16 protein-coding genes are annotated in these 16965 nt (G+C 57.7%); 7 read left to right on the top strand and 9 right to left on the bottom strand.

What is annotated here, in order from left to right; all coding sequences use genetic code 11:
- Positions 1-11 precede the first annotated feature (11 nt).
- Positions 12-881: a phospholipase A gene (gene pldA, locus HBM95_21940; GenBank protein ID NIH45566.1), complete on the bottom strand. Its 870-nt coding sequence runs from the start codon at positions 879-881 to the stop codon at positions 12-14.
- A gap of 162 nt (positions 882-1043) precedes the next feature.
- Here pldA and HBM95_21945 point away from each other — a divergent pair, with 162 nt between their 5' ends.
- Entirely contained in the window at positions 1044-1511 is a 468-nt protein-coding gene (locus HBM95_21945; protein ID NIH45567.1) for a thioesterase family protein, read from the top strand.
- A gap of 51 nt (positions 1512-1562) precedes the next feature.
- Entirely contained in the window at positions 1563-2459 is an 897-nt protein-coding gene (rarD, locus tag HBM95_21950) for an EamA family transporter RarD (GenBank protein NIH45568.1), read from the top strand.
- 82 nt (positions 2460-2541) lie between these two features.
- On the opposite strand, the gene corA is transcribed toward rarD, so the two are convergent.
- The 7 genes from corA to HBM95_21985 form a co-directional block, all read right to left on the bottom strand.
- Positions 2542-3492 carry a magnesium/cobalt transporter CorA gene (gene corA / locus HBM95_21955; protein NIH45569.1) on the bottom strand — a complete coding sequence of 317 codons (951 nt, stop codon included), beginning with the start codon at positions 3490-3492 and terminating at the stop codon, positions 2542-2544.
- Positions 3493-3848: 356 nt separating this feature from the next.
- Complete coding sequence (gene uvrD / locus HBM95_21960) at positions 3849-6011, bottom strand: DNA helicase II (GenBank protein ID NIH45570.1); 2163 nt, start codon at positions 6009-6011, stop codon at positions 3849-3851.
- A gap of 79 nt (positions 6012-6090) precedes the next feature.
- Complete coding sequence (yigB, locus tag HBM95_21965; protein ID NIH45571.1) at positions 6091-6807, bottom strand: 5-amino-6-(5-phospho-D-ribitylamino)uracil phosphatase YigB; 717 nt, start codon at positions 6805-6807, stop codon at positions 6091-6093.
- Positions 6807-7709, bottom strand: a complete 903-nt coding sequence (xerC, locus tag HBM95_21970) for a tyrosine recombinase XerC (protein ID NIH45572.1) — start codon at positions 7707-7709, stop codon at positions 6807-6809. Before xerC ends, yigB begins: the two co-directional genes overlap by 1 nt.
- The gene (locus HBM95_21975) at positions 7706-8413 is read right to left on the bottom strand and encodes a DUF484 domain-containing protein (GenBank protein ID NIH45573.1); all 708 of its coding nucleotides are present in this window, start codon (positions 8411-8413) and stop codon (positions 7706-7708) included. Before HBM95_21975 ends, xerC begins: the two co-directional genes overlap by 4 nt.
- The gene (gene dapF, locus HBM95_21980) at positions 8410-9234 is read right to left on the bottom strand and encodes a diaminopimelate epimerase (GenBank protein ID NIH45574.1); all 825 of its coding nucleotides are present in this window, start codon (positions 9232-9234) and stop codon (positions 8410-8412) included. The genes HBM95_21975 and dapF overlap by 4 nt, the downstream gene beginning before the upstream one ends.
- A 35-nt stretch (positions 9235-9269) precedes the next feature.
- Positions 9270-9473 (bottom strand): lipoprotein, encoded by a 204-nt coding sequence (locus HBM95_21985; protein ID NIH45575.1) that lies wholly within the window; start codon positions 9471-9473, stop codon positions 9270-9272.
- 135 nt (positions 9474-9608) lie between these two features.
- Between HBM95_21985 and cyaY the strand changes: the two genes are divergently transcribed.
- Positions 9609-9929 (top strand): iron donor protein CyaY, encoded by a 321-nt coding sequence (gene cyaY / locus HBM95_21990; protein NIH45576.1) that lies wholly within the window; start codon positions 9609-9611, stop codon positions 9927-9929.
- A 43-nt stretch (positions 9930-9972) separates the two neighbouring features.
- Here cyaY and cyaA read toward each other — a convergent pair whose 3' ends face one another.
- On the bottom strand, positions 9973-12516 hold the full coding sequence (gene cyaA / locus HBM95_21995) for a class I adenylate cyclase (protein NIH45577.1): 2544 nt from the start codon (positions 12514-12516) through the stop codon (positions 9973-9975).
- A 350-nt stretch (positions 12517-12866) separates the two neighbouring features.
- On the opposite strand from cyaA, the gene hemC reads away from it, so the two are divergent.
- From hemC to hemY, 4 genes are read left to right on the top strand one after another with little or no spacing between them, the layout of a single operon-like run.
- Positions 12867-13808, top strand: coding sequence for a hydroxymethylbilane synthase (gene hemC, locus HBM95_22000; GenBank protein ID NIH45578.1), 942 nt, complete (start codon positions 12867-12869; stop codon positions 13806-13808).
- Positions 13805-14545 carry a uroporphyrinogen-III synthase gene (hemD, locus tag HBM95_22005; protein ID NIH45579.1) on the top strand — a complete coding sequence of 247 codons (741 nt, stop codon included), beginning with the start codon at positions 13805-13807 and terminating at the stop codon, positions 14543-14545. Before hemC ends, hemD begins: the two co-directional genes overlap by 4 nt.
- Positions 14546-14565: 20 nt before the next feature.
- Positions 14566-15747 (top strand): uroporphyrinogen-III C-methyltransferase, encoded by a 1182-nt coding sequence (hemX, locus tag HBM95_22010; GenBank protein ID NIH45580.1) that lies wholly within the window; start codon positions 14566-14568, stop codon positions 15745-15747.
- A 2-nt stretch (positions 15748-15749) separates the two neighbouring features.
- Complete coding sequence (gene hemY, locus HBM95_22015; protein ID NIH45581.1) at positions 15750-16949, top strand: protoheme IX biogenesis protein HemY; 1200 nt, start codon at positions 15750-15752, stop codon at positions 16947-16949.
- Positions 16950-16965 lie beyond the last annotated feature (16 nt).

Below are 16965 nucleotides of genomic sequence, written 5' to 3' on the forward strand. Positions count from 1 at the left end.
ATTCGAGCAGCCTAGAGAATATCGTTCAGCATTACGCCTACGCCAACGCGAGTCTGGTTAAAGTTGTAGTCGATCAGCGACTCGCCATAGCCGCTATACACCTGGGTATAGAGACGCACGTGCTTCGTCACCGGATAGCTTAAGCCCACTTCAGCACCGCCGTAGCCAGTGTTCCAGTTGTACTGGCCTTTCGCGCTCAGCACGGCGTCGCCTAACTGGTAGCCGACTTTGAGCTGGTAGTAGCCCATATATTTGGTAATGTCCGGGTTATCATCCGTGCTGCCGACCACGTACCATGGCTTCACTTCCACCATCCAGTTGCCGTTCTGCGCCATCAGGCGCGTATAGGCACGGTTCCAGCTGCGTGAAGTAGGGTCAGACCGGCCGTTAGAGTCGTGATTAAAACCGACCTCAACGTCACGCAGCGTCCAGCCAGCAAATTCATAATCCGTTGCGAAGCCGAGGAAGAGCTGCGGCTCATAGTTGGTTTCACGGAACGGTGAGGATTCGCCGCTGTTAGAGAGCTGCCACCAGGATTTCTGCGTGTAAGAGGCACCGAGCACCGAGTTCGGCCCCAGAATACCGCGCCAGAACGGGAACGCGAGGCTGAGCTGGAACTTCACCTCATCCTTACGCGCATTATCAGACCAGTTATAAGAGCTTATCGCCTCTTTGTTGAGATCGCTGGTCTGGGTATAAATCACGTAGTTCGTGTCATACGGGTAGAGCGTGAACGGGTTGTCATGCTCCTGAAGCATATTGGCGATAATGCTGCCCTTAACGGCAGGCTTATCATGGACTTCTTTGATCGTCGCTTCCTGCGCATATGCTGTGAGGGGCAGCGCAACCGCCGCCAGTAACCAGGCCAGATACGTCCGCATCGGTGGTGTTCTCCTGCAAAGAGTAAAATTACCTGAATAGTTATGAGGCGAACATTCTACAGACTTCTGCGATAACTGCTGCATCCTCGTTTCTGAAAGTGGAATTCCTTATTGCCGAGGCATAAAATCAACATTTCATTAACAATAAGGATGTGATGCCTCATGTCAGCCATGCTTACCGCCGAAGAAGTGTTAAAACTCGTGGGCGAGATTTTTGTTTACCATATGCCGTTTAACCGTGCGCTGGGACTGGAGCTGGAGCGTTACGAGAAAGAGTTTGCCCAGTTAAGCTTCAACAACCAGCCGATGATGGTGGGTAACTGGGCGCAAAGTATTTTGCACGGCGGGGTGATTGCCTCCGCGCTGGATGTGGCGGCAGGCCTGGTCTGCGTGGGCAGTACGCTGACCCGTCATGACACCATCAATGAAGACGAACTCCGCCAGCGTCTGGCGCGCATGGGCACTATCGATCTGCGCGTCGACTATCTTCGCCCGGGCCGCGGAAATCGCTTCACCTGCACCAGCAGCCTGCTGCGCGCGGGGAATAAAGTTGCCGTGGCGCGTGTTGAATTACACAACGAAGAACAGGTGTATATCGCCAGCGCAACCGCTACTTATATGGTGGGTTGAGGCGGCAAAATCGGGTAAAATTGATTCACTTTTTTGTAACGGATTTTCCCGATGGATGCTAAACAGACGCGGCAGGGCGTTTTACTCGCCCTTGCCGCTTATTTTATTTGGGGTATCGCCCCGGCGTACTTCAAATTTATCGCCTATGTACCGGCCGATGAGATCCTCACTCATCGCGTCATCTGGTCGTTCTTCTTTATGATCGCGCTGATGAGCATCAGCCGTCAGTGGTCCGGTGTTAAAACGCTGCTCAAAACCCCGAAAAAGGTCCTCCTGCTGGCGCTCTCTGCGGTGCTGATTGGCGGAAACTGGCTGCTGTTTATCTGGGCGGTGAATAACCACCACATGCTTGAAGCAAGCCTCGGTTATTTTATTAACCCGCTGGTGAACATCGTGCTGGGGATGATTTTCCTCGGTGAGCGCTTCCGCCGGATGCAGTGGGTGGCAGTGATTCTGGCCTTCTGCGGCGTGCTGGTGCAGCTCTGGACGTTTGGCTCGCTGCCAGTTATCGCCCTCGGTCTGGCGTTCAGCTTTGCCTTCTACGGCCTGGTGCGTAAGAAGATTGCGGTGGAAGCCCAAACCGGGATGCTGTTTGAAACCCTGTGGCTACTGCCGGTGGCGGCGATTTATCTCTTCGGTATCGCCGACAGCCCCACCAGCCATATGGGCAGCAACACGTGGTCGCTGAACCTGATGCTGATGGCGGCGGGTGTGGTGACCACCATTCCGCTGCTGTGCTTTACCGGTGCGGCGACGCGCCTGCGTCTCTCCACGCTGGGCTTCTTCCAGTACATTGGCCCGACGCTGATGTTCCTGCTGGCGGTGGTGTTTTACGGCGAAGTGCCGGGTGCGGATAAGATGGTGACGTTCGCCTTTATCTGGGTGGCACTGGCGATTTTCGTCGCGGATGCGATTTATACCCAACGCAGGGCGCGCAAAGGGCTGTGATGTTGCCCTCACCCTAACCCTCTCCCACAGGGAGAGGGAATTCGATCGTAGGGCGGGTAAGCGCAGCGCTACCCGCCAAATTTTACAGCCAGTTACGACGCTTAAAGTAGAGATACGGCGCCAGCCCGGCGAGGATCATGAAGATAATCGCCCCCGGGTAGCCAAAGCTCCACTTCAGCTCAGGCATAAACTCAAAGTTCATCCCATAGCTGGACGCCACCAGCGTCGGCGGCAGGAACACCACGGACACCACCGAGAAGATCTTAATGATGCGGTTCTGCTCGATGTTGATAAAGCCCATCGCCGCCTGCATCAGGAAGTTAACCTTCTGGAACAGGGATTCGTTGTGCGGCAGCAGGGATTCGATATCGCGCAGGATCTCACGCGCCTGTTCCAGCTGACCGCCCGGCAGACGCGCCTTGCGTACCAGGAAGTTCAGCGCGCGCTGGGTATCCATCAGACACAAACGCACCTTCCAGCCGATATCCTCCAGCTCTGCCAGCGTTGACAACGCTTCATCGTACTCATCGCCCTGATGGCCTTCCATGATCACGCGGCTCAGCTTTTCCAGATCGCTGTAGATGTTTTCAATTTCGTCCGCCAGCTGTTCAATTTTGGTCTCGAACAGATCGAGCAGCAGCTCGTAAGCGTTACCGTCCACCATCGCCTGGCTGCGGGCGCGCATGCGGTAGAGACGAAATGCCGGCAGCTCACGCTCGCGCAGAGTGAACAGACGACCGTCGCGAATGGTAAACGCCACGGTGGAGTTACCCGCGTGGTCTTCTGCATCTTCAAAGAAGAAGAAGGAGTGAATGTGCAGGCCGTCTTCATCTTCAAAGAAACGCGCGGAGGCTTCGATGTCTTCCAGTTCCGGGCGGGTTGCCAGGCTTTGCCCCAGCTCAGATTGTACGCGAAGGCGCTCATCGTCGTCCGGCTCGACCAGATCCACCCATACGGCATCAATGAGGGGCTGTGACTCTTCGGCTTCAAGCCGAGTCAGTCGGTTATTTTCGAGTTGAAATGCGCTCAACATGACCGGGACTCCCAATGCAAAAAATATCGGACAGTTCGGTGGGCACACAGAAACAAATTGGGTTTCAGACCATTAAACAGCCTGACTCAGCGCGACGGGAATAATGCAGTCGCTGACAACCACTAAGGCCATCAGCAAGAGGAGATAGCCTTAGGAGTTGTTCCTGGATGACAGGGAATTGAGCCAGTATCTACTGGGTGTGTCCAAGGCGAATGTCCTCTTAGCGTAATCGTGCGCGCATGTTACGCCAGCTATAACTGTGGCGTCAACACGCAACGGAACGCTGAAGGGCATTAATTGACCTTCAACGTATAAGGCTAGCAGATTATTACAAAATAATGATATTTTTCTGAATGTTAGACTGTTTCCAGCTTCGCATAGGCCGCCACCAGCCATTTAATCCCCTGTCCCTGGAACGCGACCTGCAGGCGGCTGTGCTCGCCGCTGCCTTCCAGATTCACAATGGTGCCTTCGCCAAACTTCGAATGGCGCACGCGCTGGCCAAGCTTATAACCGGTGTCGGTTTCAGAGATCGGCGACCCCATGCGCGGATGGCTAACCGGGCGGCTGATGCTGGCGCGCAGACGCACCTCCTCCACGCACTCCTCCGGCAGTTCGCCGATAAAGCGCGACGGACGGTGATAGACCTCTTTACCGTACAGGCGGCGGGTTTCCGCGTAGGTTAGCGTTAGCTTTTGCATCGCACGCGTCACGCCCACGTAGGCCAGTCGACGTTCCTCTTCCAGACGCCCGCCTTCATCCAGCGACATCTGGCTCGGGAACATTCCTTCCTCCATCCCGACGATGAACACCTGCGGGAACTCCAGGCCTTTGGCGGAGTGCAGGGTCATCAGCTGAACCGCATCCTGCCAGGTGTCCGCCTGCCCTTCACCCGCTTCCAGCGCGGCGTGGGAGAGGAACGCCTGCAGCGGCATCAGATCTTCGTCTTCTTCGTTGTAGCTGAACTGGCGCGTTGCCGTGACCAGTTCCTCTAAGTTCTCAATACGGGTCTGGCCCTTCTCGCCTTTTTCCTGCTCGTACATGGTGCGCAGGCCGGAGTCTTTAATCACCCGGTCGGTCTGCACGTGCAGCGGCATGTCGGCGGTTTCCTGCGCCAGAGCATCAATTAATTCCAGGAAGCGCTGCAATGCGCTGGCGGCACGTCCGGCGAGGGCTTTTTCCTGGAGCAGCTCGCGGCACGCCTGCCACAGCGTCAGCTGGCGATCGCGCGAGGCCTGACGCACTACGTCCAGCGTACGGTCGCCAATGCCGCGCGTCGGCGTATTGACGACGCGCTCAAACGCCGCGTCGTCGTTGCGGTTAGCGATCAGGCGCAGGTATGAGAGCGCATCTTTGATTTCCTGACGCTCGAAGAAGCGCATGCCGCCGTAAATGCGGTAAGGCATGCTCACTTGCAGCAGCGCCTCTTCCAGCACGCGCGACTGGGCGTTGCTGCGGTAGAGAATAGCGCACTGCTCCAGCGCGCCGCCGTTGTCCTGCCAGGTTTTGATGCGGTTCACCACGAAGCGGGCTTCGTCGAGCTCGTTGAAGGCGCAGTAAATCGAAATCGGTTCGCCGTCGACGCCGTCGGTCCACAGCTTTTTCCCCAGACGCCCGTTATTGTTCTCAATCAGGGCGTTGGCCGCGCTCAGGATGTTGCTGGTTGAGCGGTAGTTCTGCTCCAGACGAATGGTTTCCGCGCCGGGGAAATCGTTGAGGAAGCGCTGGATGTTCTCCACCTGCGCCCCGCGCCAGCCGTAGATCGACTGGTCGTCATCGCCCACGATCATCACCTTGCCGGTATCCCCCGCCAGCAGGCGGATCCACGCGTACTGGATGTTGTTGGTATCCTGGAATTCGTCCACCAGGATATTGGTGAAGCGTTCGCGGTAGTGCTGCAGGATGTGCGGCTTGTTGAGCCACAGCTCGTGGGCGCGCAGCAGCAGCTCGGCGAAATCCACCAGGCCGGCGCGATCGCACGCTTCCTGGTAGGCCTTGTAGACGTTCTGCCAGGTCTGCTCGACCGGGTTGCCGAAGCTCTGAATGTGGTGCGGGCGCAGCCCCTCGTCCTTCTGGCCGTTGATGTACCACATCGCCTGACGCGGCGGCCACTGCTTCTCGTCGAGATTCATCGCCTTGATCAGGCGCTTCAGCAGACGGAGCTGATCTTCGCTGTCGAGGATCTGGAAATCCTGCGGCAGATTGGCGTCCATATGGTGCGCGCGCAGCAGGCGGTGCGCCAGGCCGTGGAAGGTACCAACCCACATGCCGCCCTGGCTGGTGCCCATCAGTTGGGCGATGCGGTGGCGCATCTCCGCCGCCGCCTTGTTGGTAAACGTGACCGCCATGATGGAGTACGGCGAGCAGTTCTCCACGCTCTGCAGCCAGGCGATGCGGTGAACCAGCACGCGCGTCTTACCACTGCCCGCCCCAGCCAGAACCAGCAGGTTGGTGCGCGAGGCGGCAACCGCGTCACGCTGTTTGTCATTAAGGCTGTCGAGCAGGTAAGAAACGTCCATTGGCACCGTCACGTCATGTCGGGCAGGCAACTGTTTCCATTCGCCAAAACCCTGTTAATTTATACAGAACAATTGATGATTATATCAGCGTCGTGAGGGATGCCAACCGCGAAATTTCCACGTGCGGCAGAAGACGGCTGTCGGTTGCGGTCATCAGCTCCGCATTTTCTGGCCTGATCCAGCAGGCCTGCATCCCGCAGCGGATGGCGCCGGCCACGTCCGTGGTCAGGTCATCCCCCACGTGCAGGATCTCACCCAGCGGCAGGTTAAGTTTATCTGCCGCCAGATGGTACATGTCACTGAACGGCTTCGCGCGCCCGTGCGGACCCGCGCGCAGCACGAACTCAAAGTAATCGCTGAGGCCAAACAGCTCCGGCTGGGCATTACCGTTGGTAATGGCCACCAGCGGCCACTTTTCGGCAAGCGTCGCCAGCGTGTCGTGGGTCTCCTGCGGCACGTCGATACGGCTGCGCCATTTGGCGAAGTTTTCCATTGCCGCTTCAGCACCGATGGCCGCATCCTGCGCGCTCAGGCCAGCGTTGAGCATCGCCTGCTCAACCGCACGGCGACGCCATTCGGTCACGTCATGGTAAATGTCCGGTTCGGTCTCCCGCAGGGACTGGCGCAGCTTCTGGAAATCCTTGTTCTGCATCGCTTTCAGCGCGGGGTGGTAGTTCTGTACAAACGCCAGCGACTCCTGCTCGGTACGCAGGATCACCTCGCGGTTGTCATAAAGGGTGTCATCAAGATCAAACGTCAGGGCTGAGATCTGTCCGAGTGGGCGGTAAAAACGCATTATTTCCCCCGTTTGGCGCGTGGATGCGCCGCGTCATACACCGAGGCAAGGTGTTGGAAGTCTAAGTGGGTGTAGATTTGAGTGGTCGACAGATTCGCGTGGCCAAGCAGTTCCTGCACGCCGCGCAGATCGCCGCTCGATTCCAGCATGTGTGTCGCAAAGGAGTGGCGCAGCTTGTGCGGGTGAACGTGGCTGTTCAGCCCCTGCTTAATGCCCCACTCCGCAAAGCGCTTCTGCACGTTACGCGCCGAGATCCGCTTGCCGAGCTTCGATAAAAACAGCGCATCTTCTTCCGCGCCAAACAGCCCGCGTAGATCCAGCCAGTGCTCAATCCAGGAGACCGCATTGCGGCCAATCGGCAGGCGGCGCTCTTTGCTGCCCTTGCCCATCACCCACACTTCGCCGGTGTCGAGATCGAGATGCTTTAAGTCGAGGTTCACCAGTTCAGACAGACGCAGGCCTGCGCCGTACATCACCTCCAGCATCGCGCGGTCGCGCACGGCGAGCGGATCGTTAAGATCGATATCCAGCAGGCGGTTTACGTCGTCGACGTCGATATTTTTCGGCAGATGGCGCGGAGCTTTCGGCGTGGCGATCCCTTTCGCCGGGTTGGCTTTCAGGCCGCCCTGGCTGACCAGCCAGTCGAAGAAACTGCGCAGCGCGGAGAGCCGGAGCGCCAGGCTTGCCGGACTGAGATTTTTTTTTCGGCTACGCACGACGAACCCGCGTACCGTGGCAGCATCACATTGTTGCCAGCTTTTCAGGCCGATTTCGTCGGCAATCTGCATGATGGCATCAAGCTGACGCTGATAGTTGAGCAGCGTGACAGGGCTGAGCTGACGCTCAACGCCCAGATAGCGCAGAAAGCGCGAGACGTCAGTGGCGAGCAGTCCGTCCGTCATACGCGTTCAATCCAGCGCTCCAGCAGCTCGGGCAGCATCAGGGCGATCTCCTGCAGCAGGTGCGTGGCTTGCCCCTGCTCGTAGTGGTGCGCGTCGCGGCTGGTAAATAATATTACCCCCAGGTCACCATCGCGCCCCATCAGCGACATTGCCACCGAGCCAATCGCTTTGGCTTCCGGTAACACCACCAACAGCTCTGGCCCGTTAAGCGGCCCCAGATAGTGATGCTCATGGCCCAGGCGCTGAATGCGCAGCGGCTCAAACGCCTGACGGCTGAGCGCCAGATGGGTGAATCCCGACGGTGCGCCAATGCGCCAGCGGTCAGGGAACAGACGAATCGTTGCGCCTGCCAACCCCAACTCCCGGGCCCATCGGTGGAAGCGGCTGAGGAACTCGTCAAGGCTGTGCGCCGACGCCAGACGCGCCTGAAGATGCAGCAGACGATAGAACAGGCTTTCGTTGGTGCTGGCCTGCTCCATCAGCAGCGTCATGTTCTCTTCAAGCTGATTGATGTGGTTGCGCGAGCGCGCCATGTGCCATTCGACCAGCGACACGGTCCCGCGAACCGGATGCGGCACGCGCATCTGTTCGACGACGCGCGCATTGCGAATAAAAAACTCAGGATTGTTCAGCAGATAATCAACAACAGCGCTGTCGTCCAGTTCCGTCACTGTTTCCTGCAGTTCTTCCCCTGGTTGTTTCATAGATGGATAAACCCGTCATAAACATGTGTCGCCGGGCCCGTCATATACAGTGGATGACCCGGTCCTTTCCAGGCGATATCAAGCCGACCGCCCGGTAATTCCACGCGAACCTCTTCTGCCAGTAACCCCTGAGAGATCCCGACGGCGACGGCCGCACAGGCACCGCTTCCGCAGGCCTGAGTCTCGCCCGCGCCGCGCTCGTACACCCGCAGGCGGATGTGCTCACGCTTCACCACCTGCATAAAGCCGATGTTCGCGCGCTCCGGGAACCGCTCGTGGCTTTCCAGCACCGGACCGAGCGTTTCGACCGCAGCAGTTTCCACGTCATCCACCTGAATCACGCAGTGCGGGTTACCCATCGAAACGACGCCGCACAATACTGTCTGCTCGGCCGCACGCATAATATAGGTCTTTTCCGCTTTGTTTGCGCGAAACGGCACGGCGGAAGGCTCGAAATTAGGCTCGCCCATATTCACGCGCACCAGCTCGTCGTCGGTGACGCTGAGCACCATGCGGCCGTTGGCGGTGCTGACCCGAATATCGCGCTTGTTGGTCAGCCCTTTCAGGCGGACAAAGCGGGCAAAACAGCGCGCGCCGTTGCCGCACTGGTTAACCTCGCTACCGTCCGCGTTAAAAATACGGTAGTGGAAATCGAGGTCGGGATCGTAGGGCGGCTCAACCACCAGCAGCTGATCGAACCCCACGCCCACGTGCCGATCCGCCAGTCGACGGATCAGCTCCGGGGAGAAAAACACATTCTGCGTTACCGCGTCGACGACCATAAAATCGTTGCCAAGGCCATGCATTTTAGAGAACTGCATCATTTGCTCCATTGCGCGGGTACAGAACGTTGTCGTCAGAGGTTAACCTGAGTTGGGCCACCGTTGTCGCCACGATCGTTAGTCTTTGGCGTGGAAGACTCGATGCCGCTGTTAACAGGTTTTGTCGGCGGCGGCGCGGTTTTATCCGCAGGTGGAAAGTAGAGTGGTCCCTTCAGTCCGCAGCCGGTCAGGCTAAACAGCGTGATGAGAACGGCAAGCGTTCGGAAAGCGTTTTTCATTATAAAGTTGCCCGTAAGTTCAAATCTGTTTCTATCATCGCAGGAGAAGACACAAAAGCAAGAGTTTGCCGCTTTCCTGCAACGGGAATTATTTAGCGTTATACTGCCGCCATCACGAAAAACAGGAACAAAACCATGAACGACAGTGAATTCCATCGCCTTGCCGACACCCTGTGGATGACCATCGAAGAACGTATCGACGACTGGGACGGCGACAGCGATATCGATTGTGAAATCAACGGTGGCATTCTGACCCTGAGCTTCGAAAACGGCAGCAAAATTATTATTAACCGCCAGGAGCCGCTTCACCAGGTGTGGCTGGCGGCCAAACAGGGCGGCTATCACTTTGATCTGAAGGGTGACGAGTGGGTTTGCGACCGCAGCGGCGAAACGTTCTGGGATCTTCTTGAACAGGCGGCGACCGCGCAGGCGGGTGAGGATGTAAGTTTCAGGTAGTTTTGTTGCCCGGTAAGGCGTAGCCGCCACCGGGCGAAAAGCCTCAGGAGAAATACTGCTGCAACAGCGGTGCGGTATCCTGATTAGCGGGTACTGCTGGGGTAATCGCCTGCGTACGGAACGGGATCACCTGCGCTCGCCCATCCACGTTCACAATCTGGTAGAACTGCGGCAGGTTGAAGTTGATAAAGCTGGAACCGTAGGTAAAGCGGTCATGCGAGGAAGAGTAGAAGCGGCTGACGTCGCGCACCAGCTCCTCTTTACTGCCTTCACAGTGGTGATAAACCTCGGCGCGGTTGGTCTCATCCAGAATGTAGATGTTGAACCCGGCATCGTCGCCAGACTCTTCAAAGAAGAACTGAATAATCCCTTCACTGGCAAAGCCGTCCACCACCTGCGGCAGCTTGACGTGGTTGGTTTCCACCTGAACTGAGAGGCCATGCAGCTTGTTGTGTGAAATCGCGCCGTAGAACTCAATGGCGTTTTCCAGCTTCTGTACCGACACGTTCAGACGCTCGAAGAACAAGCCCCAGGTCTGCCCGGAGACGCGCAGCGCTTTAAAGCGCCCGGTTTCCTGACGGGTGCTGGAGAGACGTAGCTCGATACATTCAGAAACCAGCTGCTGCACGCGGGTACGAATTAAACCACGCAGGTGCTGGCTGTAGCAGAACACTTCGACGCTGTCCGGCGGCGCGGCGTCCTGGTGCATCTTGCCGAGAATGGTTTTCAGCGCTTCGATCATCGCCTGCTCGCCGTTAAAGTGCAGGGTACGCACTTCGTTCCACGAGTTGCGGTACAGCAGGTCTACGCTGCCCACCAGGCAGTTTTGCTGCTCGCCAAAGCTGAACACGTCCAGCTTGCGGAAGTCAAAATGAACCACCTGATTGCGGAAGGCCGCCGTCGGGTCGTATTCCAGGTTGACGATGATCGCCAGATGGCGGATCTCACACGGGCTGTAGAGCGCTTTTGGCGTTGGCGCAGGCAGACGCAGCGGGAAGTGGTGCGAGACATCCGCCACCATCTCCTGCAGCTTGGCTAAATCGACCACCTCGTTGCCCTTGATAAACAGGCGCGTGCGCGAGGTCAGCAGGCCGTTAAACCAGGCCCACGCCACCAGCTTGTTCAGGTAGCGGTTATACTCCAGCGGCTGATGGCTGATGATCGAATCCATGCTTGGCGCACGGTTGTACAGATACCACCCGGTGCGGTTTGCGCGACCCGGCGGCACGTAAATAAAGGTCAGGTTTGGTTCAGACAGGTCAGGCGAAATCTGCGGGTTAACCAGGGTCACTTTGCCCGGGAGCGCTTCAAACGCGGCGTACAGCTTACGGGTTAACACCCCGATATCCTGAGGGCTGGCGGACACGCTGAGGTTGTTGCGGCGCGCAAAGCGGATCAGGTTACGGTAGCTCTGCATCATTGCGTCGAGCAGTTCATTGTGCGCTTCACGCACCTGATCGATCTTCCAGTTGGCGCGGTTATCGAGCATGGACAGACGCGCTTCGTCCCATCCCCACTCTTTCACTAGCTGACTGACCACTTCACGACGCCAGCCCACGCAGGCGCGCTCGCGGCTCAGCTTTTCACAGACTTTGAGATAGAAACATCGACGCACCAAGTCAAGACGCGTGGAATCATCAATGGCTTTCAGGTATTCGGTAACGCGCTCCAGCATCATGCAGTAGGCATCGAGCCCGTAGGAGACAATCTCCCCGTCGTGCAGGCGCTGCTTGATATCTTTCGCCAGCAGGCGCGGCGTAGGGTATTCCCACGAGTAGGCTTCGAGCAGCAGCGTTTTCAGCACCGCTTTATAGGGTGAATCGATACTTTTGTAGAGCTGCCAGAGGCTTGCGCCAAAGTACTCTTCGGCGGACAGAGAGCTGAGGCCGCCCAGGTCCAGCCATTCGTTTGGCGTCAGTACGCCCTGCGCATAGAGCGACATGACGTAGTCATCGTAATGCTCTTCTTCTTCGCACGGGACCATATTCCACAGAATACGCTTCCCGGCGAGGCGAACGGCAGTACGGTAAAATTCATCCAGCAGCAGGATGTGCTGAGTCGAGCCGCAGTCTTCACCACCCAGGCTGCCGCTTTCGTTATGGCGGAAACGGTTTTCATCAATCAGGAAGAAGCTCACTTCCACGCCGAGCGAGGCCGCCCAGCTCTCCAGCAGGCTGCATTTACGCTGCAGCAGTTGGCGCTCTTCGTTATCGAGCCAGGATTGATGGCAGACCCAGATATCCAGGTCCGAAGAACAGCTCTGCCCTACCGATGAGGTACTCCCCATCGAGTAAACGCCGGTGATAGGCAGTTCACCTTTCGGAGAAACCTGAGGCGGCATGCCGCGGTACAGTTCCAGCTCGTTCAGATAATGCTGTTGGGTTTCATCAGGCGTGAAGAGGCAAATGCCCTGGGGAACGTTACCATCAAGGTAGCCAGGCATCAGCGGATGGTGATAGTGCAATAATGTCGGCAGCAGACTGTATACCTGCTGGAAAGCAGGGCCCATGGCAGCAAGCGCGCGATCCACACGCAGTTGATTTATGGCATCCAGTCTCTGTTTCAGAGTCTCAATATAGAGGTACAAGACGTATCGCCTGATGTTTCCGGGTGTCGTAAGCTATTCAAAACACGAACAACAGCGAGCCCGCAGTATTTCAAAAAGATAACCGTTACCCTTTTTTCGCCCTTGTGATTATGGTGGTACCGACGAAAAAATGGTCTAAAACGTGATCAATTTAACACCTTGCCGGTTGACCGTAAAGAAAGATGCGCTACATACAAGTGTAGCACCGTTCTGTACGTGTAAATTCCTGAATACGGCTATGGCTGACGAATACGCCGCCTTGTCCCTCTCGCGCTTCATCAACCGTAAAACTGCCATCCCAGAGTCAACAATGTTAGGATGGTTAGCGATTGATAATGACGGTAACAAGCATGTTAGACAATGTTTTGAGAATTGCCACACGCCAAAGCCCTCTCGCGCTCTGGCAGGCACATTATGTTAAGCAGCGCCTTGAAGCCTGCCACAGTGGATTGCGCGTCGAGCTGGTGCCGATGGTCACGCGCGGTGACGTGATCCTGGATACGCCACTGGCGAAAGTGGGCGGCAAGGGCCTGTTTGTCAAAGAGCTGGAACTGGCATTGCTTGAGAACCTCGCCGATATCGCCGTACATTCGATGAAGGACGTGCCCGTCGAGTTCCCGGAAGGGCTGGGGCTGGTGACCATCTGCGAGCGCGAAGACCCGCGTGACGCGTTTGTCTCTAACCACTATGACTCGCTCGACGCGCTGCCTGCGGGTAGCGTGGTTGGCACGTCCAGTTTACGCCGTCAGTGTCAGCTGGCGGAGCGTCGTCCTGACCTTATCATCCGCTCGCTGCGCGGCAACGTTGGCACGCGTCTGGGCAAGCTGGATAACGGCGATTACGATGCCATTATTCTCGCCGTTGCCGGCCTGAAGCGTCTGGGGCTGGAGTCACGCATTCGCGTGGCGTTGCCGCCAGAGCTGTCGCTGCCGGCCGTGGGTCAGGGTGCCGTCGGCATCGAGTGCCGTCTGGACGATGCGCGCACCCGCGAGCTGCTCGCCCCGCTAAACCATGACGAAACCGCTACCCGCGTAAAAGCCGAGCGGGCGATGAATACCCGCCTCGAAGGAGGGTGTCAGGTGCCGATTGGCAGCTATGCTGAATTAACCGATGGTGAACTGTGGCTGCGTGCGCTGGTCGGCGCCCCGGATGGTTCACAGATGGTGCGCGGCGAACGTCGCGGCAAGCCGCAGGATGCCGAGCAGCTTGGCGTGTCGCTGGCGGAAGAGCTGCTGAATAACGGCGCGCGTGAAATTCTGGCCGAGGTCTATAACGGAGAACCCCCTGCATGAGTATTCTTGTCACCCGCCCTTCTCCCGCAGGAGAGCAGTTAGTGAGCCGTCTGCGCGCACTGGGGCAGGTGGCCTGGAGTTTTCCGCTGATTGAATTCTCCCCCGGTCGGGAGCTCTCTGCGCTCGCCGACCAGATGAATACCCTGCAGGAAGGCGACCTGCTGTTTGCGCTATCGCAGCATGCCGTGGAATTTGCCCACGCGCAGCTGCAACAGCAGGGCCTGGCCTGGCCTGTCGCTCCGCGCTATTTCGCGATTGGCCGCACAACGGCACTGGCGCTTCATACCGTAAGCGGCGCGGATGTTCGTTATCCGCTAGATCGGGAAATCAGCGAAGTCTTGCTACAATTACCTGAATTACAAACTATTGCCGGAAAGCGCGCGCTTATTTTGCGCGGCAACGGAGGCCGCGAACTGCTGGGCGAAACGCTGCGTGAACGCGGGGCTGACGTCACGTTTGTTGAGTGCTACCAGCGCTGTGGGAAACACTACGACGGCGCGGAAGAGGCCATGCGCTGGCACGCGCGCGGAATTAATACGCTGGTGGTCACCAGCGGTGAAATGTTACAACAGCTTTGGTCGCTGATACCGCTTTGGTATCGCGAAAACTGGTTACTCCGCTGTCGGCTTCTGGTCGTCAGTGAGCGTCTGGCGAACCTCGCCCGGGAACTGGGCTGGCAGGATATTCGGATCGCTGATAACGCCGACAACGATGCGCTGCTGCGCGCATTACAATAACTCTCAAATGGGAAGCCATAATGACGGAACACGAAAAATCCTCCGCCGTGGTTGAAGAGACCAGGGAGACTGTGGACATAACGCCACAGCCAGAGACGACTGAGAAAACCGCTGAGAAGAAAAACGGCAGCAATAAAACCAGCCTCGCTTTGAGCGCGATTGCCATCGCCATTGCGCTGGCAGCCGGCGTTGGCCTGTATGGTCTGGTGAAGCAACAGAGTGCTAACCAGACGGCCACCAGCGATACGCTGGTGAATCAGCTTACCTCCCTGCAAAAAGCGCAGGAAACGCAGAAAACCGAGCTGGAAGCGGTGATTAAGCAGCAGGCCGCCGCGCTAGCCGAGGCAAACAGTAAACAGGAAGAGCTGACCAAACAGCTGGGTGAAGTACAGCAGAAAGTCGCCACGATTTCCGGCACCGATGCCAAAACCTGGCTGCTCTCGCAGGCCGATTTCCTCGTAAAACTCGCCGGGCGTAAGCTGTGGAGCGATCAGGACGTGACCACCGCCGCCGCGCTGCTGAAAAGCGCCGATGCGAGCCTGGCAGACATGAACGATCCAAGCCTCATTACCGCACGTCGCGCGATTACCGAAGATATTGCCAGCCTCTCCGCCGTTTCGCAGGTGGATTACGACGGCATTATCCTCAAGGTGAACCAGCTTTCGAATCAAATTGATAACCTGCAGCTGGCGGATAATAACGACGACGACTCCCCGATGGATTCCGACGGTACCGAACTTTCCAGCTCCCTGAGCGAATGGCGCATAAACCTGCAGAAAAGCTGGCAGAACTTTATGGACAGCTTCATTACCATCCGTCGCCGCGACGAAACCGCCGTACCGCTCCTGGCGCCGAATCAGGATATCTATCTGCGCGAAAATATCCGTTCCCGCCTGCTGGTCGCGGCGCAGGCCGTGCCGCGCCATCAGGAAGAGACCTACAAACAGGCGCTGGATAACGTCTCAACGTGGGTGCGCGCCTACTACAACACCGATGATGCGACGACCACCGCCTTCCTCGAAGATATCGACAAGCTGAGCCAGCAGAACATCACCATGAACGTGCCGGATAAGCTGGCCAGCCAGCCGATTCTGGAGAAGCTGATGCAGACGCGCGTGCGTAACCTGCTGGCGCAGCCGGGCGTTCCGGCCGAGCAGACCGGCACAGCGCCAGCGCCTGAAAGCGCGCCACAGGGAGAGTAATGATGCTAAAAGTCCTTTTACTCTTCATTCTGCTGATCGCCGGGATCGTCCTGGGGCCGATGCTTGCGGGTCATCAGGGATACGTCCTGATCCAGACCGATAACTACAACATTGAAACCAGCGTAACGGGTCTGGCGATCGTTCTGATCCTCGGCGTCGTGGTACTGCTTGCCGTTGAATGGATCCTGCGCCGTATTTTCCGCACCGGTGCCCATACCCGCGGCTGGTTCGTAGGCCGTAAGCGCCGCCGCGCCCGTAAGCAAACGGAACAGGCGCTGCTGAAGCTGGCCGAAGGCGATTATCAGCAGGTTGAAAAGCTGATGTCGAAAAACGCCGATCACGCAGAACAGCCAGTGGTGAACTATCTTCTGGCAGCCGAAGCGGCCCAGCAGCGCGGTGATGAAGCCCGCGCTAACCAGCATCTGGAACGCGCGTCTGAACTGGCGTCTGGCGACCCGATCCCAGTGGAAATTACCCGCGTCCGCCTGCAGCTCGCGCGCAATGAGAACCACGCGGCGCGCCACGGCATTGACCGTCTGCTGGAAATCGCACCACGTCATCCGGAAGTCCTGCGCCTTGCGGAGCAGGCCTATATTCGTACCGGCGCGTGGGGCTCGCTGCTGGACATCATTCCGTCGATGGCGAAGGCCGAGGTGGGTGATGATGAACATCGTGATGAGCTTCAGCGTCTCGCATGGATTGGCCTGATGGATCAGGCGCGCGCCGACCTGGGCAGCGACGGTCTGAAAACCTGGTGGAAAAATCAGAGCCGGAAAACGCGCCAGCAGGTTCCTCTGCAGGTGGCTATGGCGGAACATCTTATTGAGTGTGACGATCATGACACCGCGCAGGAGATCCTCCTCGACGGCCTGAAGCGCCAGTACGACGATCGTCTGGTCATGGTGATCCCGCGCCTGAAAACCAATAACCCTGAGCAGGTCGAGAAAGTGCTGCGCCAGCAGATCAAAACCGTCGGTGACCGTCCGCTGCTGTGGAGTACGCTGGGCCAGTCGCTGATGAAGCACGGGGAATGGCAGGAGGCGAGCCTGGCCTTCCGTGCAGCGCTGAAACAGCGTCCGGACGCGTTTGACTACGCGTGGCTTGCCGATACGCTCGACAAACAGCATAAGCCAGAAGAGGCAGCCGCCATGCGGCGTGATGGGCTGTTATTGACGCTGCAAAATAACGGAACGCAGCAGTAATTCATCAGGAGGCCAG

It is taken from the genome of Enterobacter asburiae (genome assembly GCA_011754535.1).
GTDB lineage: Bacteria > Pseudomonadota > Gammaproteobacteria > Enterobacterales > Enterobacteriaceae > Enterobacter > Enterobacter cloacae_N.